This is a genomic window from Kingella sp. SNUBH-2017 (genome assembly GCF_028680565.1).
Lineage (GTDB): Bacteria > Pseudomonadota > Gammaproteobacteria > Burkholderiales > Neisseriaceae > Kingella_D > Kingella_D pumchi.
On record NZ_JAPHVK010000001.1, the window covers coordinates 117,567 to 140,364 of the forward strand.

Annotated in this window: 22 protein-coding genes and 1 tRNA gene; 12 read left to right on the forward strand and 11 right to left on the reverse strand. The window is 57.7% G+C overall.

Annotation, left to right across the window (positions count from 1 at the left end):
- The first annotated feature begins 1 nt into the window (after position 1).
- Entirely contained in the window at positions 2-394 is a 393-nt protein-coding gene (gene rpsI, locus OP500_RS00555; protein WP_238748305.1) for a 30S ribosomal protein S9, read from the forward strand.
- Here rpsI and OP500_RS00560 read toward each other — a convergent pair.
- The 6 genes from OP500_RS00560 to dapA form a co-directional block, all read right to left on the reverse strand.
- Positions 391-705, reverse strand: a complete 315-nt coding sequence (locus OP500_RS00560) for a hypothetical protein (protein ID WP_238748304.1) — start codon at positions 703-705, stop codon at positions 391-393. The genes rpsI and OP500_RS00560 overlap by 4 nt on opposite strands.
- A gap of 19 nt (positions 706-724) precedes the next feature.
- Positions 725-928: a glycine zipper 2TM domain-containing protein gene (locus OP500_RS00565; RefSeq protein ID WP_407659232.1), complete on the reverse strand. Its 204-nt coding sequence runs from the start codon at positions 926-928 to the stop codon at positions 725-727.
- Positions 929-1,191: 263 nt separating this feature from the next.
- Entirely contained in the window at positions 1,192-1,998 is an 807-nt protein-coding gene (locus OP500_RS00570; RefSeq protein ID WP_238748302.1) for a DNA ligase, read from the reverse strand.
- 225 nt (positions 1,999-2,223) lie between these two features.
- Entirely contained in the window at positions 2,224-3,078 is an 855-nt protein-coding gene (ypfJ, locus tag OP500_RS00575; RefSeq protein WP_238748301.1) for a KPN_02809 family neutral zinc metallopeptidase, read from the reverse strand.
- Between the two features lie 311 nt (positions 3,079-3,389).
- Complete coding sequence (gene bamC / locus OP500_RS00580) at positions 3,390-4,502, reverse strand: outer membrane protein assembly factor BamC (RefSeq protein WP_238748300.1); 1,113 nt, start codon at positions 4,500-4,502, stop codon at positions 3,390-3,392.
- 28 nt (positions 4,503-4,530) lie between these two features.
- On the reverse strand, positions 4,531-5,406 hold the full coding sequence (gene dapA, locus OP500_RS00585; protein ID WP_238748299.1) for a 4-hydroxy-tetrahydrodipicolinate synthase: 876 nt from the start codon (positions 5,404-5,406) through the stop codon (positions 4,531-4,533).
- Between the two features lie 432 nt (positions 5,407-5,838).
- Here dapA and bfr (OP500_RS00590) point away from each other — a divergent pair, with 432 nt between their 5' ends.
- Positions 5,839-6,303, forward strand: a complete 465-nt coding sequence (bfr, locus tag OP500_RS00590) for a bacterioferritin (RefSeq protein WP_238748298.1) — start codon at positions 5,839-5,841, stop codon at positions 6,301-6,303.
- A gap of 28 nt (positions 6,304-6,331) precedes the next feature.
- Complete coding sequence (bfr, locus tag OP500_RS00595; RefSeq protein ID WP_238748296.1) at positions 6,332-6,805, forward strand: bacterioferritin; 474 nt, start codon at positions 6,332-6,334, stop codon at positions 6,803-6,805.
- A 435-nt stretch (positions 6,806-7,240) separates the two neighbouring features.
- Here the strand turns inward: bfr (OP500_RS00595) and rho are convergent, their stop codons facing one another.
- Both rho and trxA read right to left on the reverse strand, forming a co-directional pair.
- Positions 7,241-8,500, reverse strand: a complete 1,260-nt coding sequence (gene rho, locus OP500_RS00600) for a transcription termination factor Rho (RefSeq protein ID WP_238748294.1) — start codon at positions 8,498-8,500, stop codon at positions 7,241-7,243.
- Between the two features lie 256 nt (positions 8,501-8,756).
- Positions 8,757-9,083: a thioredoxin gene (trxA, locus tag OP500_RS00605; protein ID WP_238748292.1), complete on the reverse strand. Its 327-nt coding sequence runs from the start codon at positions 9,081-9,083 to the stop codon at positions 8,757-8,759.
- A gap of 191 nt (positions 9,084-9,274) precedes the next feature.
- On the opposite strand from trxA, the gene OP500_RS00610 reads away from it, so the two are divergent.
- The 5 genes from OP500_RS00610 to OP500_RS00630 all read left to right on the forward strand — a co-directional run bounded on the left by OP500_RS00610 (position 9,275) and on the right by OP500_RS00630 (position 13,212).
- Positions 9,275-9,484 carry a hypothetical protein gene (locus OP500_RS00610; RefSeq protein ID WP_274069883.1) on the forward strand — a complete coding sequence of 70 codons (210 nt, stop codon included), beginning with the start codon at positions 9,275-9,277 and terminating at the stop codon, positions 9,482-9,484.
- A 212-nt stretch (positions 9,485-9,696) separates the two neighbouring features.
- Positions 9,697-10,758, forward strand: coding sequence for a recombinase RecA (gene recA, locus OP500_RS00615; protein WP_238748290.1), 1,062 nt, complete (start codon positions 9,697-9,699; stop codon positions 10,756-10,758).
- Positions 10,759-11,262: 504 nt separating this feature from the next.
- Entirely contained in the window at positions 11,263-12,015 is a 753-nt protein-coding gene (gene pyrF / locus OP500_RS00620) for an orotidine-5'-phosphate decarboxylase (protein WP_274069884.1), read from the forward strand.
- A 219-nt stretch (positions 12,016-12,234) separates the two neighbouring features.
- On the forward strand, positions 12,235-12,981 hold the full coding sequence (gene fabG, locus OP500_RS00625; RefSeq protein WP_274069885.1) for a 3-oxoacyl-ACP reductase FabG: 747 nt from the start codon (positions 12,235-12,237) through the stop codon (positions 12,979-12,981).
- A 155-nt stretch (positions 12,982-13,136) separates the two neighbouring features.
- Positions 13,137-13,212, forward strand: a tRNA-Thr gene (locus tag OP500_RS00630).
- A 438-nt stretch (positions 13,213-13,650) separates the two neighbouring features.
- Here the strand turns inward: OP500_RS00630 and OP500_RS00635 are convergent.
- The 3 genes from OP500_RS00635 to OP500_RS00645 form a co-directional block, all read right to left on the reverse strand.
- A complete protein-coding gene (locus OP500_RS00635; RefSeq protein WP_274069886.1) occupies positions 13,651-15,009 on the reverse strand; it encodes a sodium-dependent transporter in 1,359 nt (452 codons plus the stop codon).
- Between the two features lie 469 nt (positions 15,010-15,478).
- Positions 15,479-17,002, reverse strand: coding sequence for an acetyl-CoA hydrolase/transferase family protein (locus OP500_RS00640; RefSeq protein ID WP_274069887.1), 1,524 nt, complete (start codon positions 17,000-17,002; stop codon positions 15,479-15,481).
- 156 nt (positions 17,003-17,158) lie between these two features.
- Positions 17,159-17,302, reverse strand: coding sequence for a hypothetical protein (locus OP500_RS00645; protein ID WP_274069888.1), 144 nt, complete (start codon positions 17,300-17,302; stop codon positions 17,159-17,161).
- Positions 17,303-17,541: 239 nt separating this feature from the next.
- On the opposite strand from OP500_RS00645, the gene dksA reads away from it, so the two are divergent.
- From dksA to OP500_RS00665, 4 genes are all read left to right on the forward strand, one after another.
- Positions 17,542-17,958: an RNA polymerase-binding protein DksA gene (dksA, locus tag OP500_RS00650; protein WP_238748283.1), complete on the forward strand. Its 417-nt coding sequence runs from the start codon at positions 17,542-17,544 to the stop codon at positions 17,956-17,958.
- 140 nt (positions 17,959-18,098) lie between these two features.
- Positions 18,099-18,917: a squalene synthase HpnC gene (gene hpnC, locus OP500_RS00655; protein WP_274069889.1), complete on the forward strand. Its 819-nt coding sequence runs from the start codon at positions 18,099-18,101 to the stop codon at positions 18,915-18,917.
- A gap of 187 nt (positions 18,918-19,104) precedes the next feature.
- Entirely contained in the window at positions 19,105-21,396 is a 2,292-nt protein-coding gene (locus OP500_RS00660) for an NADP-dependent malic enzyme (protein ID WP_238748281.1), read from the forward strand.
- A 306-nt stretch (positions 21,397-21,702) separates the two neighbouring features.
- Complete coding sequence (locus OP500_RS00665) at positions 21,703-22,611, forward strand: phosphatidylserine decarboxylase (protein WP_238748280.1); 909 nt, start codon at positions 21,703-21,705, stop codon at positions 22,609-22,611.
- The last annotated feature ends 187 nt before the right edge of the window (positions 22,612-22,798 follow it).

Below are 22,798 nucleotides of genomic sequence, written 5' to 3' on the forward strand. Positions count from 1 at the left end.
TATGAACGGAAAATACTACTACGGCACCGGCCGACGCAAAAGTTCAGTTGCCCGCGTGTTCCTGCAAAAAGGCAGCGGTCAGATTATCGTTAATGGCCGTCCGGTAGACGAATTTTTCTCCCGTGAAACCAGCCGCATGGTGGTTCGCCAACCTTTGGTTCTGACCGAAAACGTTGAAGCGTTCGATATCAAAGTGAACGTTATCGGCGGCGGCGAAACCGGCCAGTCCGGCGCCATCCGCCACGGCATTACCCGTGCGCTGATCGATTACGATGCCGCGTTGAAACCTGCGCTGTCCCAAGCCGGCTTCGTTACCCGCGATGCCCGTGAAGTGGAACGTAAAAAGCCCGGTCTGCGCAAAGCACGCCGTGCCAAACAGTTCTCCAAACGTTAATCGGACGTTTTCAAAAAACCGGATTCATTGCGAATCCGGTTTTTTTTGTTTTCAGGCTGCTTTGCCCTGTATGGACGATATTGCGGAATGGCGGTTCCTTGGGTGTGAGAATATCCGCTGGTGATTAAAATGCTCACAAGGCGCCAACAAATCTGCTGTGCTTTCCCTTCCATTCGGATATTTCTCACCCAAGCACCGCTTCGCCAGCCGCATGTCGGCACCCAGAGCGCAAACAAAAAAAGCGCTGCAACCCGATGATGCCGGATCACAGCGCTCCCCCCAAGTAAGAATTTTTTCAGGCTGCCTGCCATTCAGGCAGCCTGAAACCGTTTAGCGGCGGGTGCGGACTTGGCTGCCGATAACGCCGCCGAGTGCGGCACCGCCAAGTGTGGAACCGGTGTCGCCGCCGATCACATTGCCGGCCACGCCGCCGAGTGCGGCGCCGACTGCGGTATTGCGTTGCTGTTGGGTCATACCGCCGGCACAGCCGCCGAGTGCGGCAAACAGGCTTACCATCAAAAGGGTTTTAGACATAGTTTTCATATCATGCTCCATTTCGGTTGCGGGAAAACGACTTCAGTATGGCATATAAGTGTGTGAATGTTGTATTTGTCGCGTGAAAATTGTTTAAAGTTTGGAAAAGCAAACGGGGCTTTATTCTTTTTCTTTATTTATTATTTGTTTGCGTGCATTTGGGTTAAAAAACGTTGTTTTTGCGAGCCGGTTTTGTTTGCGGCAGTTTGCTTGAAGGCCGCTTAAAGCGGCAGACGGCGGGCTTTCCCGTTTCCCATGTCGCTTTAATCCTTTCTGACCCGTAAAAACGTGGCAAAGCGCGGCGTGCCTTTCTGGGTAAAACCGCGGTAGCGGTAGGTGATAACGCTGCCGACGGGTGGCGGGTTGTCGCGGTCGGCATCTTTGAAACCGCTGCCGATGCGAAATTCGCCGTGCTGGTTTTTGCAGCTGACGGCGCCGAGTTTGCCCGCGTATTTGCCTTTGCCTTCGTGATGGCGAGTAACGGTGCATTCTGCGTCGTATTGGCTTTTCAGTTTCAACAGATTGCTGCTGCGCCCGCCGTGGTAAGGCGTATTTGGGTTGCGCAGCATTACGCCTTCGCCGCCTTTGGCTTCGATTTCTTTCAAAAACGCCTGCACCTGCGCCTGATTGCGTATCGGTGTTTGCGCGATTACGTTAATCGGTGCTTGGGGGTGCTGTTTCAACCAGCCTGAAAGCACAGCCAGCCGCTGGTAGAGATTGCCTTGCGCTTTGGGAACGTCGAAAACGTGCAGTCGGATGTTTTTCCAATCGCCGTTTTGCGTGCGCACGGCGGCAGAAATCTGCTCGAATTGACCGCGGCCGCTGTAGAGTTCGCCGTCCAGCGGGTAGGGCGGGAAATGGGCGGTATAACCGGGCGGCGGCTGGAAGGCATTGCCCTGGCGGCTGATCAGGCGTTTGCCGTCCCAATAGGCGCGCACGCCGTCGAGTTTTTCGCTCATTGCCCAGCCGTTTACGTCTTGCCCTTTGAATTCCTGTGCCAGCAGCAAATCGGGCGCAGCGCTGCAAACGGCGGCGGCACAGCTAAGGGGCAGTAAAAACAGAATTTTCATTGGAAACCCGCCTTTCGGTTTTTCAGGCTGCCTGCGTGTGGCGGCGGCCTGATGGTGGAAAATGCAATGGCGGGGTTTGTGTGGGGCAGCCTGAAAGCGTCCGGTTGCCGGTTGCGGCTGCTTATTATGGTGATGGCGGCTTGGTATGCCGTTTTTGAATGGATGCTTGGCTTTTCAGGCTGCCTTTGGGTTTTCAGGCAGCCTGAAAAGGTAGGGACAACGGTTTTACATGCTGGAGAAAGTGTTGCACTGCTCGATATCGCCGGTTTGCAGGCCGCGCTGCAGCCATTGTTTGCGCTGGGCGGATGTGCCGTGGGTGTAGGTGTGCGGCACGGTGTAGCCTTGCGCGCGCTCCTGCAGGTGGTCGTCGCCGACAGCGTGGGCGGCGTTGAAGGCTTCTTCGATGTCGCCGCTTTCAAACAGGCCGTCTTTCTCGGCATAGTGCGCCCACACGCCGGCATAGCAGTCGGCCTGCAGTTCGAGCCGCACGGAAAGCTGGTTGGCCTGCTTCTGATCCATGTTTTGCTGGGCGCGGTGAACCTTTTGGATGGTGCCGAGCAGGGTTTGCACGTGGTGGCCGACTTCATGCGCCAGCACATAGGCAAAAGCCGCATCGCCGCTGGCGCCCAGCTCGTTGGTCATGGTGTTGTAGAAGGAAAGGTCGATATAGAGTTTTTGGTCGCCCGGACAGTAAAACGGGCCGGCGCTGGATTGGCCGGTGCCGCAGGCGGTGGCGATGCGGTTGCGGTAGAGCGTGAGTTTGGGCGCCTGGTATTGGCGGCCGATTTTGCGGAAATAGGCTTCCCACACTTTTTCGGTGTCGCGCAGCACCACCGAGCTGAACTGCACCAGCTGTTTTTCTTGGGCGCTTTCTTGCAGCGGCGCGGCCTGTTGCTGTTGCGAGCCGAGCGAAAGGCCGCTGTCGTTGGCGACCAGCCCGCTTAGATCGACGCCGAAATAGGCGCCCACCAGCACCACGATGATGCCGGCCAGTCCGCCGAATCCCCTGCCGCCACCGCCGCCGGACGAACCGCGACGGTCTTCGATATTGCTGCTGCCTTCCCGGCCTTGCCAACGCATAGATTGTTCCTTTCGTGTTTGTGTGTGCGTACGGCCGCCGTCTGCAGGCAGCCTGAAAGCGGCGAATATAGCAAAGAAACGGCAGAAATCCTATGCTTTGCGGCAGATGGGCGGCGCAGACGGCGTGTTTTCCGCGCCAAATGGCGGGTTGGCGGTTTTAGCTTCGCAACTCCGCTTCGCTACGCAGGCTGCTTTGGTCTGGCGGCAGACGATGCGGGCAAACGGCAGCGCCGCCTTCCATGGCATATATATGAAAGGCGGCGCCGGTGTTTTTCAGGCTGCCTGAACGGGCAGGCAGCCTGAAAAGTGTTTTAGTAGAGTTCGCGGTACAGGTCGTTCAACCATTTTTCCGCTTCGGGGCCGGTGTAGGGCTTGCCGAATTGGTCGAGCAGGTGGATGCGCTGGCCGTTGCCCGCGTCTTCCAATGCCACAAACATCTGCGGCGCCTGTTCTGCCGGTTTTTCCTGCTGTTTGTTTTTGCCGAAACCGAACACGCGGCTGAGCAGGCCGGGTTTGGCTTGGACGGTTTGGCTTTCTGCCGGCGCGGGGCGGACGACGAACATGCCGCGCTCGCTGACAAACTGCTGCACGGTCAGACCGACGCGGTCGAGCGCGGAAGCGATGCGGTTCACATTGCGCTCGGCGCTGCCGTACACCAGCACGGTGTTGCCTTCGCGCTTGGCGAACTGGCTGCCCTGCTGGGTTTGTTTCTGCGCGCTCAGCTGCTGGGCAACGGTGGCTTCGTCCACGCCCAGATACTGCATGAAGCGGGCGAGCAGCGCGGCTTCAAGATTGGGATCGCTGGCGCGCGGCTGCCATACGGTCTGCTCTTTTTTGCGGTCGGTATAGACTTCTTCCAAGCCTTTGTGGGTGAAGAAAATGTCCAGGCCGCCGTTTTCGTTGTGTTCGATGCGGATCAGGAATTTGTCGCGCTCGCTGGTGGTGTAGCTGTTGCCCAGGCCGATTTTGTCGAACAGCTTGCGCAGGCCCTGGTTCGGCAGCTTGGCGCGGTTTTCCGCCCAGTCGGTTTCCATCAGGCCGGCTTTGGGCTCTTCGGAATAGATGGTGAAACCGCTTTCCTGCCAGAAGGCGCGCAGCAGCGGCCAGATTTGGGCGGCAGTTTTGCCTTTGACGGCCAGCCAGCGCTGGTTGCCGCGCCGTTCGATGCGGGCGTTTTCCACTTTGGTCAGCACGCGGCTGCCGGAGGGTGCTGCTTCGGACAGGGCATCGGGATTGGCGCGTACGCCGGCGGGCAGCGAGTAGAGATCGCCGTTGCGTGGATCGTTCAGATCGGGCGGAATCTCAAGGCTGACGATTTTTTTGTTGGTGCTTTGGTAATCGAGTTTGTCGTTCGCCTTTTTCGACGAACAGGCGCCCAAGGCCAGTACGGCCAGCGCCAATGCGGTGATTTTCGTGTAGTTCATAAGAACCTTCCGTTGGGTGTGAAACTGCTCAAATCAAACCAGCCGCGCTTAAGGCAGCCTGAACTTTTTGCTGACCGGCGGGGGTGAGCGGCAGCATCGGTAGGCGGATGTGGGCGGCGCAGATGCCCATTTTTTCCAGCGCCCATTTCGGGGCGGCGGGGCTGGGCTCGCAGAACATCGCGCCGTAAAGCGGCATCAGTTTGTCGTTCAGCGCGCGGGCGGCGGCAATGTCGCCGTTGATGGCGCTGCGGCACATCTGCGAGAAATCTTTGGGCGCGACGTTGGCGGCAACGGTAATCACGCCGTGGCCGCCGCACAGTAAAAAGGGCAGGGCGGTGCCGTCGTCGCCGGAATATACGGCGAAATCCTGCGGGACGGTTTTAAAGAGCTCGAGCGCGCGCTCGACATTGCCGCTGGCTTCTTTGACGCCGACGATATTGGGAATTTCGGCCAGGCGCAGGATGGTGTCGTTGTTCATATCGACCACGGTGCGGCCGGGAACGTTGTAAACAATCATCGGAATCGCGCTGGCTTCAGCGATGGTGCGGAAGTGGCGGTAGATGCCTTCCTGCGACGGGCGGTTGTAATAGGGAACGACCGACAGGGTGTAATCGGCGCCGATGCGTTCGGCTTCCTGCGACAGCGCAATGGCTTCGCGGGTGTTGTTGGCGCCGGTGCCGGCGATTACCGGAATGCGGCTGGCGGCGTGTTTGACGGTGGCTTCGACCACGGCCAGATGTTCGTCCACCGAAAGCGTGGCCGATTCGCCGGTGGTGCCGACGGCGACAATGGCGTCGGTGCCGTTGGCGATATGCCAGTCTATTAAGGCGCGCAGGCGGTCGAAATCGACGCTGCCGTCTTCGTGCATGGGCGTAATCAGGGCGACAAGGCTGCCTGTAAGCATGGTGTAACCTTTTACTTGAAGTAGTGGTGCAAAACGCTTGGCGTTTGCAGCCGCGCACGGCGGCGGCAAAACGGGCGCGATTGTAGCTTACTTTGCCATCTGTTGCACAACCGCACTTGCGCGCAAGCCTTTCAGGCTGCCTGCCAACGGGCTTTCAGGCAGCCTGAAAGGCAGATTTTGCCGCAAATTGCGTAAAATAATGTAAATAAAATTGCGCGCAAAAAGTCCGTTTAACAACAAGCAGCAATCACTATCAAAGCACTGATTTGATTTTTTTATGGAATCTGCCAAAGAAAAACGCATCCTATTTGTGCTTGCGGAGATGCTTATCTTTGATAATTGTTTGTATTTTAATGTGAATTTTGCGCTTTTTTTTCGCCATCGCTATAATCCGCCCCGTTTTCACAACACACTTTAAGTAAAGGAAAAATTATGCAAGGCGATAAAGCAGTCATCGACTATATGAACTTTTTGCTGGCCGGCGAACTGGCTGCCCGCGACCAATATTTCATCCACTCCCGCATGTATGCCGAATGGGGTTACACCAAACTGTTCGACCGCATCGGTCATGAAATGGAAGACGAAACCCTGCACGCGGAAAACTTCATCCGCCGCATCCTGATGCTGGGCGGCACCCCGCAGATGGTTCCCGCTGCCGTTAATGTCGGCAAAACCGTGCCCGAGATGCTGCAGCTTGACTTGAACACCGAGTACGAAGTTCAGGCCAACCTGAAAAAAGGCATCAAACTGTGCGAAGAAAAGCAGGATTACGTTACCCGCCAGATGCTGATCGACCAGCTCAAAGACACCGAAGAAGACCACGCCCACTGGCTCGAACAGCAGTTGCGCCTGATCAAACTGGTCGGCGAGCAAAACTACCTGCAAAGCCAGCTGTAAGCTGCACGGCCAAGAGAAGGAGACCTTTATGAAAGGCAACCGCGACGTTATCCGTCAGCTGAATAAAAATCTCGGCCTGCTGCTGGTAACCATCAACCAGTATTTTCTGCACGCACGCATCCTGAAAAACTGGGGTTTCGAAGATTTGGGCAAAAATTTCTACAAGCAGTCCATCGTAGAAATGAAAGCCGCCGACGAAATCATCGAACGCATCCTGCTGCTGGAAGGCCTGCCCAATCTGCAAGAGCTGGGCAAGCTGCTGATCGGTGAAAATACCGAAGAAATCATCAGCTGCGATTTGGCCAAAGAGCGCGAAAAACACGCCGCATTGGTAGAAGCCATTGCCGTGTGCGAAGAGCAGCAGGACTATGTCAGCCGCCAGCTTCTGGAAAAACAGAAAGACGAAAACGAAGAACGTATCGACTGGCTGACTACCCAGCAGGAGCAGATCGAGAGCATCGGCCTGCAAAACTACCTGCAAAGCGGGGCGCAAAAGGACTAACACAAACCACCACTAAAACACACTACCAAAAGTCCTAATAAAAACGGGGCGGACAAGGCGGCAGCAATGCAGCTTTGTACCGCCCCGAATAATTTTTGAAGGGTGCGCCTGCATAGGCGCTTTTCGGGTTTTCAGGCTGCCTTTCCCATTTTCAGGAAGGCAGCCTGAAAAATATGGGGCGGCATTGTTTGGCAAACGGCGCGGCGTTTCCTTATCCCTATTTAAAGAATGTCGGAGCGGGAAAAGCAGCCTGAAAACCTTTCAGGCTGCTTTGGTTTGGATGGGCGGTATTAGGGGTGGGCAGCCTGAAGCCGCAACGGGTGCATGGCACGCGGGGTATGTTCCGGCGATGGAAGCAGCCTGAAAGGTTTTCAGGCTGCCCAAACCAAACCCCGTTTCAGGCAGCCTGAAACGGGGTTTGGCGTGATGGACGGATTATTTGCCGCGCATCGACTCGAAAAAGTCGTCGTTGTTTTTGGTCATCTTTACTTTGTCCAACAGGAATTCCGCGGCTTCCAAATCGTCCATCGGGTGCAGCACTTTGCGCAGCAGCCACATCCGCTGCAGCTGTTCTTTGGAAACCAGCAGCTCTTCGCGGCGGGTGCCGGAGCGGTTAATGTTGATGGCGGGGAACACACGTTTTTCCGCCAGGCGGCGGTCGAGATGCAGTTCCATATTGCCGGTGCCTTTAAACTCTTCAAAAATCACGTCGTCCATGCGGCTGCCGGTATCGATCAGCGCGGTGGCGATAATGGTGAGCGAGCCGCCTTCTTCCACGTTGCGCGCGGCGCCGAAAAAGCGTTTCGGCCGGTGCAGCGCGTGTGCATCGACGCCGCCGGTGAGAATCTTGCCGGAAGTGGGGACAACGGTATTGTAGGCGCGGGCCAGGCGGGTAATCGAATCGAGCAGAATCACCACGTCTTTTTTGTGTTCGACCATGCGCTTGGCTTTTTCGATCACCATCTCGGCCACCTGCACATGGCGCTGGGCGGGCTCGTCAAACGTGGACGCCACCACTTCGCCGCGCACCGAGCGGGTCATCTCGGTTACTTCTTCCGGCCGCTCGTCGATTAGCAGCACAATCAGTTCGACATCGGGATAATTGGCGGTAATCGCGTGGGCAATGTTTTGCAGCATCACGGTTTTGCCCGATTTGGGCGGAGCGACCAGCAGCGCGCGCTGGCCGAGGCCGACGGGGGAAATCAAATCGATAATGCGGCCGGTGATGTTTTCTTCGGACTTGGTGTCGCGCTCCAGCTTGAGCTGGCGGTTGGGGAACAAGGGCGTGAGGTTTTCAAACATCACCTTGTGGCGGCAGGCTTCGGGGTGGTCGCCGTTGATGCTGTCCAGCCGGACCAGCGCGAAATAGCGCTCGTCGTTTTTCGGCACGCGCACCGTGCCTTCGATGGTGTCGCCGGTGTGCAGGTTGAAGCGGCGGATTTGGTTGGGCGAAACGTAGATATCGTCGGGGCAGGCCAGATAGGAAGTAACCGAGCTGCGCAGAAAGCCGTAGCCGTCGGGCAGGATTTCCAGCGTGCCGGAGCAGGAAAAGTCGGTGCCTTCCTGCATCATCTGGCGGACGATGGCAAACACCAAATCCTGTTTGCGCAGGCGGTTGCCGTTTTCGATGCCGTTTTGTTCGGCCAGTTCTAAAAGTTTGCTGATATGTTGGGTTTGTAGTTCGGAAACGTGCATGGTTTGATGATGGGCAATGGTTGCAGGCAGCCTGAAAAATTTCGGCTGCGGCTGGGAGTGGGAAATCGGATAATCGGGGATTGGAAAGGACGGATATAAAGAGAGTTTGACTTGCGCCGCAACGGGCGCGCGGTGAAACGAGACGGGCGCGGATTCTAGTTAGCGGCGCCGGCGCTGTCAAGAAGGGGCGCGGAAGGATTTTCAGGCTGCCTGTGTCAAATCAAACGGCAGGCAGCCTGAAAGGGGGAGGGCAGGTTTACAGGGCGGCGTTGATAAAGGCTTCGAGCTGGGCTTTAGCCATGGCGCCGACTTTGGTGGAAACGTTTTTGCCGTCTTTAAACATCATCAGCGTGGGGATGCCGCGCACGCCGAAACGGGCGGGGGTTTCCTGGTTTTCGTCGATATTGATTTTGACGATTTTCACTTTGCCTTCCATCTCGGCGGCCAGTTGGTCAAGCAGCGGGCCGACCATGCGGCAGGGGCCGCACCACGGCGCCCAGAAGTCGAGCAGCACGGGTAGGGGAGACTGGAGAACGTCGGCATCAAAAGCGGCGTCGGTGGTGTGGATGACTTGATTGCTCATTTTGGGTTCCTTCTATAAAGGTGGTAAAAAGTTTTCAGGCTGCTTTTAAAGGCAGCGGATACGGCTTCAGGCTGCCGTTGCGCGGCATTTGCGCCCTTGGCTATAATCGCGCTCGCCCTGCAGCCTGAAGATTCAGACGGCGGCAGGTCGTTTTTATTTCAACCCGTTTCAAAAATTAAGGAGTTTATCCGATGAAAAGTTTTGGCAGCACACTGGCAATTTTGGGCATTCTGGCAATCGTGCTGGATTTTGTGAATATGGTGCCGAAAGTTTTGGCTTGGATCTACTCTTGGGGCGACGGCGTGGCCTGGGGCATTAAGATCGGTCTGATTGTCGGCGGCGGCCTGCTGTGGCTGCTGGGTGGCAACGAGTCCGATGCTGCGGCTGAAGCCGACGACTAATATAAAGCGCCTCAATGTAGAATTCAAGCAAAGCGGCGGATTATAGTTTTTTGCTATGGGCAGCATCGTCCGCGCCGGACAAAAAGCCTTGTGATCGCGCCCGACTCTGCTTCAGGCAGCCTGAAAACCCACTTTCAGGCTGCCTGAATCTTGTGCGATAATCGCCGCCGCATTTCAACAGGGACAAGCATTCCCGCAACCGAAAGAACATTATGGCAGAAAAGAAACCCCTTACCAGAAGCGAAGCCCTGCAGGCGGCTTTGGAGCAGATTGAAAAGAATTTCGGCAAAGGCGCCATCATTAAAATGGACGGCAGCAACCAGCAGGAAAACCTGCAGGTGATTTCCACCGGTTCGCTGGGGCTGGACTTGGCGCTGGGCGTCGGCGGTCTGCCGCGTGGCCGTATTGTCGAAATTTTTGGCCCCGAGTCTTCCGGTAAAACCACCCTGTGTTTGGAAACCATCGCCCAATGCCAAAAAGACGGCGGCATCTGCGCCTTTATCGACGCCGAGCATGCTTTTGATCCGGTTTATGCCCGCGCTTTGGGTGTGAACGTCGAACAACTTTACCTGTCGCAGCCCGATACCGGCGAACAGGCGCTGGAAATCTGCGATACGCTGGTGCGCAGCGGCGGCGTCGATATGGTGGTTATCGACTCGGTGGCAGCGCTGGTGCCTAAAGCCGAAATCGAAGGCGATATGGGCGACAGCCACGTCGGCCTGCAGGCGCGTCTGATGAGCCAGGCGCTGCGCAAGCTCACCGGTCACATCAAAAAAACCAATACGCTGGTGATTTTCATCAACCAAATCCGCATGAAAATCGGCGTCATGTTCGGCAGCCCCGAGACTACCGCCGGCGGTAATGCCTTGAAATTCTATGCTTCCGTCCGCTTGGATATCCGCGGCAGCACGCAGATTAAAAAAGGCGACGACAGCCCCATCGGCAAAGAAACCAAAGTCAAAGTGATTAAAAACAAAGTCGCGCCGCCCTTCCGCCATGCCGAATTCGACATTCTCTACGGCGAAGGCATCAGCTGGGAAGGCGAGCTGATCGAGCTGGGTACTAATCTGAAAATCATCAACAAATCGGGCGCCTGGTACAGCTACAACGGCGAAAAAATCGGTCAGGGCAAAGACAATACCCGCGTCTGGCTGAAAGAAAACCCTGCCGTTGCCGCCGAAATCGAAGCCAAAATCCGCGAAGCCGCCGGCATTCAGGTGCAGATTACCGAAGGCCAGTTGGACGAAACCGACGGCGAGCAACCGGAAGAGTAATTCCAGCAAAAACCGATTATGTTAAAAATCCCTTGTTTTGGCAGGGGATTTTTTATTTTGGTAAGGTTTTATGCTTTCAGGCTGCCTGAAACGAGGCGATTGTGTGGATTATGGTCTTTATCGTTAATTCGTGTAAAAAGAAAAAAACGGCACGATTTATTTGGCTGAAAACACGGATTTAATAGCCCGATTTAAATTGGTAGTAAATTAAATAATGTTTAAAAACAAATAGTAAATTCAATGCTGGCGAAAAATGTCAGAAATCGACAAAAAACGTTTGCTTTTGGCGGTTAAGTTGTGTAACATCCGCTTCAAGTTTTCGAGTGCGTGAGCCAGTGCTCATGTATTCAATTGCTTCTTGTTTTCTTCTTATCTCCTTGCTTTAAGCGTTTCGGGCGTTGATTTCTATCCGCCGAAACGTTTTTTTTTGCCCGAATGCCGCGCGACCGCGCGATAAAGGCATTAAAATACGCGCGTCGATAAATGCAGCCTGAAAGCCCGAAAATGAACCCTTTGATGACCGATTACCCGCTGAAAACCGATCCCAAACCCGTGATTGTCGCTTTGGACTTCGCCGGCGAGCAGGATACGCAGGCTTTTGTCCGCCGTCTCGATCCTGCGCTATGCCGCCTGAAGGTGGGCAAAGAGCTGTTTACCGCCACCGGCCGCGCCCTGGTTGAAAAACTGGTCAATCAGGGCTTTGACGTTTTTCTCGATTTGAAATACCACGATATTCCCAATACCGTTGCCCAAGCGTGCAAAGTGGCGGCGCAGATGGGCGTGTGGCTGGTGGACATGCACGCCGGCGGCGGACGGCGGATGATGGAAGCCGCCGCAAATGCTGTGGCCAATTTCAGCCGGCGCCCGCAGCTGCTCGGCGTAACCGTGCTGACCAGCATGACTGAAGAAGACCTGCGCGAGCTCGGTTTTGATCTGAGTGCGCCGCAGCTGGTGGAAAAATGGGCATCGCTGGCGCAAAGCTCCGGCATGGACGGCGTGGTGTGTTCCGCCCAAGAGGCCGCCCTGCTGCGGCAGAAGCTGGGGCAGGATTTTCTGCTGGTTACGCCCGGCATCCGCTTGGACACCGCCGCCAACCAAGACGACCAGCGGCGGATTATGACACCCGAGCAGGCGCTGGCCGCCGGTTCGAGCTATTTGGTAATGGGGCGGCCGGTTACCCAGGCCGCCGATCCCGTTGCCGTGTTGCGCGCGGTCAATGAAAGCGCGCGTCGTTTGAACAGCGGCGAAGCGCAATAGATTCCGGGGCGGCAAACGGCTTTCAGGCAGCCTGAAAAGCGGGCAGGGCGGTTTGCCGTTTTGCCAAAACTCCATTCAAACCGCAGGCAGCCGGATTTTCAGGCTGCCTTTGCTATTGGCGCCGCGCACGGATTGCTGCATACTGGCGGCCGTTTGTCTTTGCCCTTTTCGCCGCATACTGCGGCGCTATCAATTACCACTAACCGATAAGGACTGTTTATGCTGAACCAAGATCTCTCCCAGCGCATCGCGCTGGTTACCGGCGCATCGCGCGGCATTGGCGCTGCGATTGCCGACACGCTCGCCCAAGCCGGTGCCACCGTTATCGGCACCGCCACTTCCGAAAAAGGCGCTGTCGCCATCGGCGGGCGTCTCGCCCAATGGGGCGGTCACGGCCGCGTGCTCGACATCAACGCCGAAAACAGCGTGGAAGAGCTGATTGCCGGCATCGAGCAGGAATTCGGCAAACTCGACATTCTGGTCAACAACGCCGGCATCACCCGCGACAACCTGCTGATGCGCATGAAAGAAGAAGAGTGGGACGACATCATGCAGACCAATTTGAAATCAGTTTTCCGCGCCAGCAAAGCCGTGTTGCGCGGCATGATGAAGCAGCGCAGCGGCCGCATCATCAGCATCACTTCCGTGGTCGGCGCGATGGGCAATGCCGGCCAGAGCAATTACGCCGCCGCCAAAGCCGGCCTGATCGGTTTTTCCAAATCGCTGGCGCGTGAGGTCGGCAGCCGAGGTATCACGGTAAACTGCGTTGCCCCCGGCTTTATCGATACCGATATGACCCGCGCCCTGAGCGAAGACACCCGCAAAACCTTTGCCGACCAGACATCGCTGGGCCGCTTCGGCGAGGCCGACGACATTGCTGCCGCCGTACTGTTTTTAGCTTCCGAGCAGGCGCGCTACATTACCGGCCAAACCCTGCACGTGAACGGCGGTATGCTGATGCCGTAAGCGGCTTGGCGTGTCATCCACTGCCATTTTCAGGCTGCCTGTACGCTGTCAGGCAGCCTGAAAACAATTGTTGCAGGAAAATCATTGTTTTTCGGCAAAATCCCGCCCAACGGCTTGCCATCTGCCGCCAGCCCGTGCATAATCCGCGCTTTCCCGCCGGTGTAGCTCAGTTGGTAGAGCACCTGACTTGTAATCAGGGGGTCGCGAGTTCGATTCCTGCCGCCGGCACCAATTTGAAAACGACCGTTGCTAACGGTCGTTTTCTTTTTGCCAAAAAGCAGCCTGCGTAGCGAAGCGGAGTTGCGAAGCTAAAACCCTTTCTACGGTTTAAGGCTGCTTTTGCTTTGTTTTCTGTTGGTTGAGTGGCTTTATATTGGATTTTTGACGAGTAAGGCAGCCTGAAAGCATGGCGCGTTTCCGGCTGCCTGAAAACGGATGACAACCGCGAGCACAAGGGTGCGGCCGGTTTGGGCAAAAAAATGCGCACACCCGAAAGGGTGTGCGCCAAGTCTACAAAGGAGAAATAGAGGAGAAATATCCAACCGCTCTCACGGCTGAACGGCGCGGATTATGCCGACTTCTTTGATGCCTGTCAAACTTTCCTAACATTAAGTTATGTAAAAAAATTAGAGCGGATAATCGGTGCAGGCGGCGAAGCTGGCACGGGTTTTATTTCAGCCCGAGCTTGTCGAGCAGGCCGAGGGTGTGGGCGAATACCAGCAGAATCGCCAGCGGGGCGATGTAGCGCAGCGCCCAATACCACAGGCGGATCAGTGCATCGGGCACGGTGGCGCCTTCGCGTATATGCGCCAGAACCTGCTCGCGCGGCTGCACCCAGGCGGTGAAAACGGCGGTGAGCAGGGCGCCGATGGGCATGATCCACGAAGTAATCAGATAATCCCACCAGTCAAACACGGTGCGGTCGAGCAGTTTGAAATCGCCCAGCAGGCCGAAGGACAGCGCGGAGGGAATGCCGATCAGCAAAATGGCCAGGCCGGTGATCCAAGTGGCGCGGCGGCGGCGCGGTTCGTTGTTGTGGATGGTGGCGGCAATCACGGTTTCCAGCATGGAGAAAGCCGAGGTGAGGGTGGCGAAAGTCACCAGCACCATAAACACGGCAAACAGCGCGGTGCCGAAAGGGATTTTCTGGAATACGGCGGGCAGCACCACGAAAATCAGCCCCGGCCCCTGATTGGGTTTGAAGCCGAGGGCGAACACGGCGGGGAAAATCACCAGGCCGGCCAACAGCGAAACCAGCATGTTCAGCCACATCACGCTGTTGGCCGAGCGCAGCATATCCTGCTTGCGGCTCAGGTAGGCGGCGTAGGTAATCATCGTCGACACGCCGAGGCTGAGGGCGAAAAAGGCCTGCCCCAGCGCGGTGAGCATGGTGCTGGGGGTAACGGCGGAGATGTCCGGTTTCAGCAGGAAAGAGACGCCGGCCATCGAGCCGGGCAGCAGCAGCGAGCGCACCGCCAGCACCAGAAACATCACAAGCAGCGCTGGCATCAGATAGCGGCTGGCTTTTTCGATGCCGGTAGAAATGCCGTTTTGCACCACCAGTATCGTCAGCAGCATAAACAGCGCCTGATAGCCGATGGCGGTGGCCGGGCTGGCGATGGTATCGACAAACAGCTTGTCGAAATCGGTTCCGGCGTGGATGGCGCCGCTGAAAGCGTGCACCACATAGGCCAGCACCCAGCCGCCGACCACGCTGTAAAACGACAGCAGCACAAAGCAGCCGGCCACCCCCATATAGCCGACCGCCGCCCACTGCCGCCGCTGCGGCGACAGCTCTTTAAAAGCATCGACGGCGTTGCGTCCGCTTTTGCGGCCGATATAAAACTCGGCCAACAGCACCGGCAGGCCGACCAAAACGGTAAACAGCAAAAACAGCAGGAAAAACACCGCCCCGCCGTTGGTGCCGGCGGTATAGGGGAATTTCCAGATGGCGCCCAGGCCGATGGCGGAGCCGGCGGCCGAGAGAATAAAGCCGATTTTCGACGACCAGTGTGTGGGTTGGGACATAAAAACCTGCCAATCAATCAGAAAACAGAAAAAACGGTGGTTCGGGCAGCCTGAAAATGCCGCCGCAGCCATGCCGTTTGGACGGGCGTGGCGGATAGCGGGCTGCTGTCGGATTAGAGTGGGAAAAACGCAAGCACAGAACCAAAACGGCCGCCACTATAGCCCAAAGCGCCGCCGTCGGCAGCTTAATTGTGGTGCGGTACGGCTGCCAAGCAGCCTGAAACGGTTTTCAGGCTGCTTTGGGTTGGTGCTCAGGGCGCACCCTACGGCGATGCTTTGGACTTTCAGGCTGCTTTGGGTTGGTGCTCAGGGCGCACCCTACGGCGATGCTTTGGACTTTCAGGCTGCTTTTGATGCCGGAGCAGATAGTGCGGCCGTCCAAACCGCTTTCAGGCTGCCTGACAAAAGGCAGCCTGAAAACAGAAACCCGCCCGCAGCGGCAAAGGCTGCGGGCGGACGGGCGGGGTGCTTATTTCACGCGCATATCGCCGGTTTCGACGAAACGCTGGTGCCACGACAGCGCTTCGTTCAACAGGTGCGGCGTATGCAGACCGCCACCGGATTTCTCGGCGCGATCGAAGTAATCGCGCAGCTGATCGCGGTAGTCGGGGTGGGCGCAGTTTTCAATGATGAGGCGGGCACGCTCGCGCGGGGATTTGCCGCGCAAGTCGGCCAGGCCCTGCTCGGTTACCAGCACCATCACGTCGTGCTCGGTGTGGTCGTGGTGGGAAACCATCGGCACGATGCAGGAGATTGCGCCGCCTTTGGCCACCGAGGGCGATACGAAGAAGGACAGGAAGGAATTGCGGGCGAAGTCGCCGGAACCGCCGATGCCGTTCATCATTTTGGTGCCCATGATGTGGGTGGAATTGACGTTGCCGTAGATGTCGGCTTCGATCATGGCGTTCATGCCGATGATGCCGAGACGGCGGATCAGCTCGGGGTTGTTGGTCACTTCCTGCGGGCGCAGGATGATTTTGCTGCGCAGCGCGTCGATATTGTCGTTGAAGCGTTGCAGCGCGTCGGGGCTGAACGACAGGGCGGTGGCGGATGCGGAGAGCATTTTGCCGCTCAGAATCAGGTCGAGCATACCGTCCTGCAATACTTCGGTGTAGCCGACCAAATCGTCAAACGGGCCGTCCTGCAAACCGGCCAATACGGCGTTGGCAACGTTGCCGACGCCCGACTGCAGCGGCAGCAGGTTTTTCGGCAGGCGCCCCATTTTGACTTCGTGCGAGAAGAAGTCGATGATTTTCGCGGCGATGCTCTTGGACATTTCGTCCGGCTCGGCGAATTTGCTGTTGCGGTCGGACGCGTCGGTCAGCACGATGCCGACGATTTTGTCCAAATCGCAGGCGAGATAGGGCGAACCGATGCGCTGGCCGGCTTCGGTAAGCATCAGCGGCTGGCGTTTGGGCGGCAGGCCGATGCTGTCGTAGATGTCGGCCATGCCTTCGAGTTTGGCGTTTTGCTGTGCGTTTACTTCCAGAATGATTTTTTTCGCGTATTGCAGCCAGGTTACGTTGGTGCCGACCGCCAGCGAGGGAATCAGTTTGCCGTCGGCGGTGATGCCTGCCACTTCAACAACGGCAACGTCCATCTCGCCGAAGAAGCCGGCGCGCACCTGCGGTTCGATATGCGACAGGTGCACATCCATATAGGCCGCGTCACCCGCGTTAATCTGGTTGCGCATGGTGGGGTCGGACTGGAAGGGGCTGCGGAAGGAAATCGCATTGGCACGGGCGAGTACGCCGTCGCATTCGTCGGCGGTGGAGGCACCGGTAATCATGCGGATTTTGTAGGATTTGCCGGCGGCATGTGCGGCTTGGGCTTTTTCGGCGATGGCGGTGGGAACCGCTTTCGGATAGCCGGCGCCGGTAAAACCGCTGATGCCGACGGTCATGCCGTCGGCGATAAATTCCGCGGCTTGGGCGGCCGACATAATCTTGCCGCGCAAACCTTCGTGTTGGACGCGTTCTGCTGCTGTGCTCATGGTGTATCTCCTTAACCGTTTTGGTAATGATGCCCGCCGGCGGCGGGGAAGCTGGCAGGCATCGGCCTGCCGTAGAAAATGGGACGGAATATATAGTAAAGAACCTGCTTTGTAAAACGGCGCAAATATCGGTTTACACGGCAGCAGGCGCGGTTTTCAGGCTGCCTGAAACGGGCGCGGTGTGAAGGATTGGCAGCGCGCGGCAGCAGCGTTTGGCGGCAAAGGCAGGCTGTCGGCGGCTTTAATGTTTTCAGGCTGCCTGCCGCCGCTGCCGCCATCGGCGCGGCAAATGGAGGGCATCACGGTTTCGGAAGGGCAGGGCGGATGTTTTTTTCAGGCTACCTGCTGCCGATAAGGCAGCCTGAAAACCTTTCTATCGGCACGGCGGTTGTCGCCAAAATGGCGATTGACAAAATGCCCAATCTTGCCCGCAGCGCAAATTGTGATTATTATCGCGCGCTTTCAAACGCCCGCCCGGGCGGCCGCAGGCAGTCTGCAAGAAATGCCCGGCTCTGCAAACACACTGCTAAGGATTTGATATGGCAAAACTTACCGAACAAGACATCCTGAATTGGAACGGCCCGGAAAGCGATTATATGAACGAAGACCAGCTTGCTTTTTTCCGCGAAACGCTGGTTAAGATGCAGGACGAACTGATCGCCAAAGCGTCGGTTACCACCGACCATCTGCAGGATCACGAAGCCGCCCCCGATCCGGCTGACCGTGCCTCGCAAGAAGAAGAATACGCGCTGGAATTGCGTACCCGCGACCGCGAACGCAAGTTGCTGGTAAAAATCCAGGCTTCCATCCGTGCCATCGACGAGGGCGAATACGGCTTCTGCCAGGATACCGGCGAGCCCATCGGCCTTAAGCGCCTGCTGGCGCGCCCCACCGCCACCTTATCGGTAGAAGCGCAGGAGCGGCGCGAGCGCATGAAAAAACAGTTTGCCGATTAAGCAAAGCCCCGACCCGATAAGCCGCTTATCGGGTTTTTCCGTTTTCAGGCAACACACAACATCTTTCAGGCAGGGGATGTTTTCAGGCTGCCTGCCGTTTCAGGCAGCCTGAAAGCCCCGCCGGCCAACCAAATGCAAATATGAGCGCAAGCACCGACCATTACGAAAACTTCCCCGTCGCCTCGCTGTTACTGCCGCGCCGCCTGCGCCGGCCGGTGAAAGCGGTTTATGCCTTTGCCCGCACCGCCGATGATATCGCCGACGAAGGCGATGCCGCCGATACCGAGCGCCTGGCGCAGCTGGGCAGCCTGAAAGCCGAACTCGACCGCATCGGCAACGGTCAGGCGCCGCAAACCGAGCTGGTGCAGCGCCTGCAGCGCGAAGCGCTTGCCCCTTTCAGGCTGCCTTTGCAGCCGTTTTACGACCTGCTCGACGCTTTTTGCCAAGACGTGCGCCAAACCCGTTACCAAAATTTCGGTGAGCTGGTGGACTACGCCCGCCGTTCGGCCAATCCCGTCGGCCGCATCATGCTGCACCTTTACGGCGAAAACGATGCCCGCAGCCTGGCGCAGAGCGACGGCATCTGCACCGCGCTGCAACTGATCAATTTCTGGCAGGACGTGGCGCTGGACTGGCAGAAAGGGCGGGTGTACCTGCCGCAGGACGATATGGCGCGTTTTAGCGTTACAGAAGCCGACATCGCCGCCGGCCGCAACACTTTCAATTTCCAGCGGCTGATGGCCTACCAGTGCGAGCGCGCGTTCAAAATGCTGCGCGCGGGCGCGCCGCTGGCCAAAACGCTTAAAGGCCGCATCGGCATCGAGTTGAAAATGATTGTGCTCGGCGGCCAGTTTATCGTGCAGAAGCTCGACAAAACCCATTACGACGTTTTCCGCCAGCGGCCGGTGCTCGATTGGAAAGACCGCATGATTATGCTCAAACGCGCGCTGTGGAAATAGGCGCCGCCGCCTTTTCAGGCTGCCTTCTGCCCCGTTTTCGCTTTCAGGCTGCCTGCCTTTTGCCGGCAGCCTGAAGGCGGCAGCGGCGGACAGACGGCGGCTTTTGCTATACAATCGCGCCGCGACAGCGCAAGCGCTGTATCAGAACAATTTATCCAGACAAACGACTGCAAAGAAAGACCGAATCATGGACGAACATTTAAAAGAAGCCGCCCTGCATTTTCACGAATATCCCAATCCCGGCAAAATCCAAGTCGCCCCCACCAAGCCTTTGGCCACCCAGTATGATTTGTCGCTGGCCTACTCGCCCGGCGTGGCCGCGCCGTGTATGGAAATCCATGCCGACCCGCTGGCTTCCTACAAATACACCGCCCGCGGCAATCTGGTGGCGGTGATTTCCAACGGCACCGCCGTTTTGGGCTTGGGCAATATCGGCGCGCTGGCCGGCAAGCCGGTGATGGAAGGCAAGGGCGTGCTGTTTAAAAAGTTCGCCAATATTGATGTGTTCGACATCGAAATCAACGAAACCGACCCCGACAAGCTGGTCGATATCATCGCGTCGCTGGAACCCACTTTCGGCGGCATCAATCTTGAAGACATCAAAGCGCCCGAGTGTTTCTACATCGAGAAAAAACTGCGCGAGCGCTGCAACATCCCCGTTTTCCACGACGACCAGCACGGCACCGCCATCATCACCGCCGCTGCGGTGCTCAACGGCCTGCGTGTGGTGAATAAAGACATCGCCGACGTCAAACTGGTGTGCTCCGGCGCCGGCGCCGCCGCCATCGCCATTCTCGATCTGCTGGTGGCGCTGGGCATGAAACGCGACAACATCACCGTGTGCGACTCCAAAGGCGTGATCTACCAAACCCGCGAAGACCGCGAGCGCATGGACGAGAGCAAAGTGCGCTACGCCATCGCCGACAACGGCCAGCGCGTACTCGGCGACGCCGTGGCCGGCAAAGACATCTTCCTGGGCGTGTCCGGCCCCAACGTGCTCAAGCCCGAAATGCTCAAAACCATGGCGGAAAAACCGATTGTGTTCGCCATGGCCAACCCGCAGCCTGAAATCTGGCCGCCGGAAGCCAAAGCCGCCCGCCCCGACGTGATTATCGGCACCGGCCGCTCCGACTTCCCCAACCAGGTCAATAACGTATTGTGCTTCCCCTTTATCTTCCGCGGCGCATTGGATGTGGGCGCCACCACGATTAACGAAGAAATGAAGCTCGCCTGCGTGCACGCCATCGCCGATCTGGCGCTGGCCGAAGCCAACGACGTGGTGGCCGGCGCCTACGGTTCCGAAGAACTCAAATTCGGCCCCGAATACCTGATTCCCAAGCCTTTCGATCCGCGCCTGATCGCCTGCGTTGCCCCGGCCGTGGCCAAAGCCGCGATGGATTCCGGCGTCGCCACCCGCCCGATTGCCGACATGGAAGCCTATGTCGAAAAACTGAACCAGCAGATTTACAAAACCAGCCTGATTATGCGGCCGGTGTTCGTGCAGGCGAAAAAAGACGTCAAACGCATCGCCTTTGCCGAAGGCGAAGAAGAGCGCGTGCTGCACGCCGCGCAGCATCTGGTCACGCACAAACTCGTGCAGCCGGTGCTGGTCGGCCGCAAAGAAGTCATCCTCGAGCGCATTCAGGCGCAGGGGCTGACCATCCAGCCGGGCAAAGATTTCGAGCTGGTGGATCTGGAAGAAAACCCGCACTACGAAGAGAGCTGGAAACTCTATTACAGCCTTACCCAGCGCCGCGGCGTAACTGCCGAAATGGCGCGCCGCCGCCTGATGGCCAACCCCACCCTGATTGCCGCCGCCATGGTGCATCTGGGCCATGCCGACGGCTTGGTGTGCGGCACCGTCGGCCGCTTCCGCGACCATTTCAAAGTGCTTGAAGACGTGATCGGCTACGACAACAGCGAGCGCAACGCCTTCGCCATGAACGCGCTGCTGTCGAACAAAGGCACCTTCTTCATTGCCGACACCTATGTCAACCACAACCCCGACGCCGAAAAAATCGCCCGCGGCACGCTGATGGCCGCCGAAGAAATCAAACGCTTCGGCATCCAGCCCAAAGTGGCGCTGGTCTCCAATTCCAACTTCGGCTCGGTGGTGAACGAAGACGCCGTCAAAATGCGCCATGCGCTGGAAATCGTCCGCCGCGAAGCGCCTGATTTGGAAATCGACGGCGAAATGCAGGCCGATTTGGCGCTCGATCCCGAGCTGCGCCGCCACATCTTCCCCGAAAGCACGCTCGAAGGCGCCGCCAATCTGCTGGTGATGCCCAATGTCGAAGCCGCCAACATCAGCTACAACCTGCTGCGCGTTAATGCCACCAACGGCGTAACCGTCGGCCCGATCCTGATGGGCATGAAGCGTCCCGTCCACATCGTTACCCCGCAGTCCACAGTGCGCCGCATCATCAATATGGCCGCGGTTGCCGCAGTCGATGCCCAAACCAAAAAAGAAGGCTACTAAGCGTCTGCTGCCCGTAGCCGCCAGCCCGCCGGAAACGGCGGGCTGTTTTTACAGCGGCGGGCAGGTGCTTTTGCCTGTTTTTCGCCGCCCGTCCGGCTTTCAGGCTGCCTTTGGCACCAATCAAGGCAGCCTGAAACCTTTTATCTGCCGCCTTATCCGCCGTTCGGCACAGGGCACCGGTTTAAGCGTGCGGGCAAACTTTCAGGCTGCCTGCGCTTTCAGGCAGCCTGAAAGCCGCCGGCATGGCAATTTGCAGGCAGTTTCACTATAATCCGCGCACGATTTTTATTCCCGAAAGGAAAACCGATGAACCGCTTTTACCCGCACCCCATTATCGCCACCGAAGGCTGGCCGTTTATCGCCGCCGGCCTGGCGCTGAGCATCATCTTCAGCTGCTGCTGCGGCTGGTGGTCGCTGCCGTTTTGGCTGTTCACCCTGTTTTCCGTCCAGTTTTTCCGCGACCCCGCGCGCGACATTCCCGCCGATGCCGATGCCGTGCTCTGCCCCGCCGACGGCCGCATCGTGGTGGTAGAAAAAGCCACCGACCCCTACCGCCAAACCGAAGCGCTGAAAATCAGCGTGTTTATGAACGTGTTTAACGTCCACTCCCAGCGCGCGCCGGTGGACGGCATCATCAGCCGCGTCGAATACAATGCCGGCAAATTCCTGAACGCCGCGCTCGATAAAGCCAGCACCGAAAACGAGCGCAACGCCGTGCTGCTCACCACCCGCAGCGGCCGCGACATCACCTTCGTGCAGGTGGCCGGACTCGTCGCCCGCCGCGTGCTCTGCTATGTGAACGCCGGCGAAAGCATGGTGCGCGGCGAGCGCTACGGCTTTATCCGCTTCGGCTCGCGCGTCGATGTCTATCTGCCGGTTGATGCCGTGGCCAACGTCGCCATCGGCGACAAAGTGCGCGCCAGCGAAACCATCCTTGCCCGCCTGCCGCTCACCGCCCCCGCCGCCACGCAGCCTGAAAGCGAAACCTCCGCCGCCGCGAAAGACCAACAGCCCCAGCTGCCCGCCGCCGCGGACAAGCAGCCTGAAAGCACCGCCCAAACGGAAAGCGCCCAAGCGGCAGAAAAGCAGCCTGAAACTGCTGAAACTCTGGTTCAAGTCGAAACCAAGCAGCCTGAAAACGACGCCGACGAAGACAAACCGGCCAAACCCAAACGCAGCCGCAGCAAAAAACAGCCGCCCGCTGAAAGCGAATAAACCCGTTAACGGACTGCCGGAGGTTGCTCCGGCAGTCCGGTTCTTTATCCGCCGCCTGAACCAAAGGCAGCCTTTGGTTGTAGGCTGGGTCGGAACCCGGCAATACGGCATAACACCTTGCTTATGTTGGTTTTGGCAACCCAAACCGCGTTCTGTAAACAGTTAAAAGCAGCCTGAGACCTTTGCA

Excerpts from the sequence above, each read along its gene's own strand:
- rpsI (WP_238748305.1), top strand. The coding sequence starts at position 2 with ATGAACGGAAAATACTACTACGGCACCGGCCGACGCAAAAGTTCAGTT.
- OP500_RS00560 (WP_238748304.1), bottom strand. The coding sequence starts at position 705 with ATGGCAGGCAGCCTGAAAAAATTCTTACTTGGGGGGAGCGCTGTGATC.
- OP500_RS00565 (WP_407659232.1), bottom strand. The coding sequence starts at position 928 with ATGTCTAAAACCCTTTTGATGGTAAGCCTGTTTGCCGCACTCGGCGGC.
- OP500_RS00570 (WP_238748302.1), bottom strand. The coding sequence starts at position 1,998 with ATGAAAATTCTGTTTTTACTGCCCCTTAGCTGTGCCGCCGCCGTTTGC.
- ypfJ (WP_238748301.1), bottom strand. The coding sequence starts at position 3,078 with ATGCGTTGGCAAGGCCGGGAAGGCAGCAGCAATATCGAAGACCGTCGC.
- bamC (WP_238748300.1), bottom strand. The coding sequence starts at position 4,502 with ATGAACTACACGAAAATCACCGCATTGGCGCTGGCCGTACTGGCCTTG.
- dapA (WP_238748299.1), bottom strand. The coding sequence starts at position 5,406 with ATGCTTACAGGCAGCCTTGTCGCCCTGATTACGCCCATGCACGAAGAC.
- bfr (WP_238748298.1), top strand. The coding sequence starts at position 5,839 with ATGCAAGGCGATAAAGCAGTCATCGACTATATGAACTTTTTGCTGGCC.
- bfr (WP_238748296.1), top strand. The coding sequence starts at position 6,332 with ATGAAAGGCAACCGCGACGTTATCCGTCAGCTGAATAAAAATCTCGGC.
- rho (WP_238748294.1), bottom strand. The coding sequence starts at position 8,500 with ATGCACGTTTCCGAACTACAAACCCAACATATCAGCAAACTTTTAGAA.
- trxA (WP_238748292.1), bottom strand. The coding sequence starts at position 9,083 with ATGAGCAATCAAGTCATCCACACCACCGACGCCGCTTTTGATGCCGAC.
- OP500_RS00610 (WP_274069883.1), top strand. The coding sequence starts at position 9,275 with ATGAAAAGTTTTGGCAGCACACTGGCAATTTTGGGCATTCTGGCAATC.
- recA (WP_238748290.1), top strand. The coding sequence starts at position 9,697 with ATGGCAGAAAAGAAACCCCTTACCAGAAGCGAAGCCCTGCAGGCGGCT.
- pyrF (WP_274069884.1), top strand. The coding sequence starts at position 11,263 with ATGAACCCTTTGATGACCGATTACCCGCTGAAAACCGATCCCAAACCC.
- fabG (WP_274069885.1), top strand. The coding sequence starts at position 12,235 with ATGCTGAACCAAGATCTCTCCCAGCGCATCGCGCTGGTTACCGGCGCA.
- OP500_RS00635 (WP_274069886.1), bottom strand. The coding sequence starts at position 15,009 with ATGTCCCAACCCACACACTGGTCGTCGAAAATCGGCTTTATTCTCTCG.
- OP500_RS00640 (WP_274069887.1), bottom strand. The coding sequence starts at position 17,002 with ATGAGCACAGCAGCAGAACGCGTCCAACACGAAGGTTTGCGCGGCAAG.
- OP500_RS00645 (WP_274069888.1), bottom strand. The coding sequence starts at position 17,302 with ATGCCCTCCATTTGCCGCGCCGATGGCGGCAGCGGCGGCAGGCAGCCT.
- dksA (WP_238748283.1), top strand. The coding sequence starts at position 17,542 with ATGGCAAAACTTACCGAACAAGACATCCTGAATTGGAACGGCCCGGAA.
- hpnC (WP_274069889.1), top strand. The coding sequence starts at position 18,099 with ATGAGCGCAAGCACCGACCATTACGAAAACTTCCCCGTCGCCTCGCTG.
- OP500_RS00660 (WP_238748281.1), top strand. The coding sequence starts at position 19,105 with ATGGACGAACATTTAAAAGAAGCCGCCCTGCATTTTCACGAATATCCC.
- OP500_RS00665 (WP_238748280.1), top strand. The coding sequence starts at position 21,703 with ATGAACCGCTTTTACCCGCACCCCATTATCGCCACCGAAGGCTGGCCG.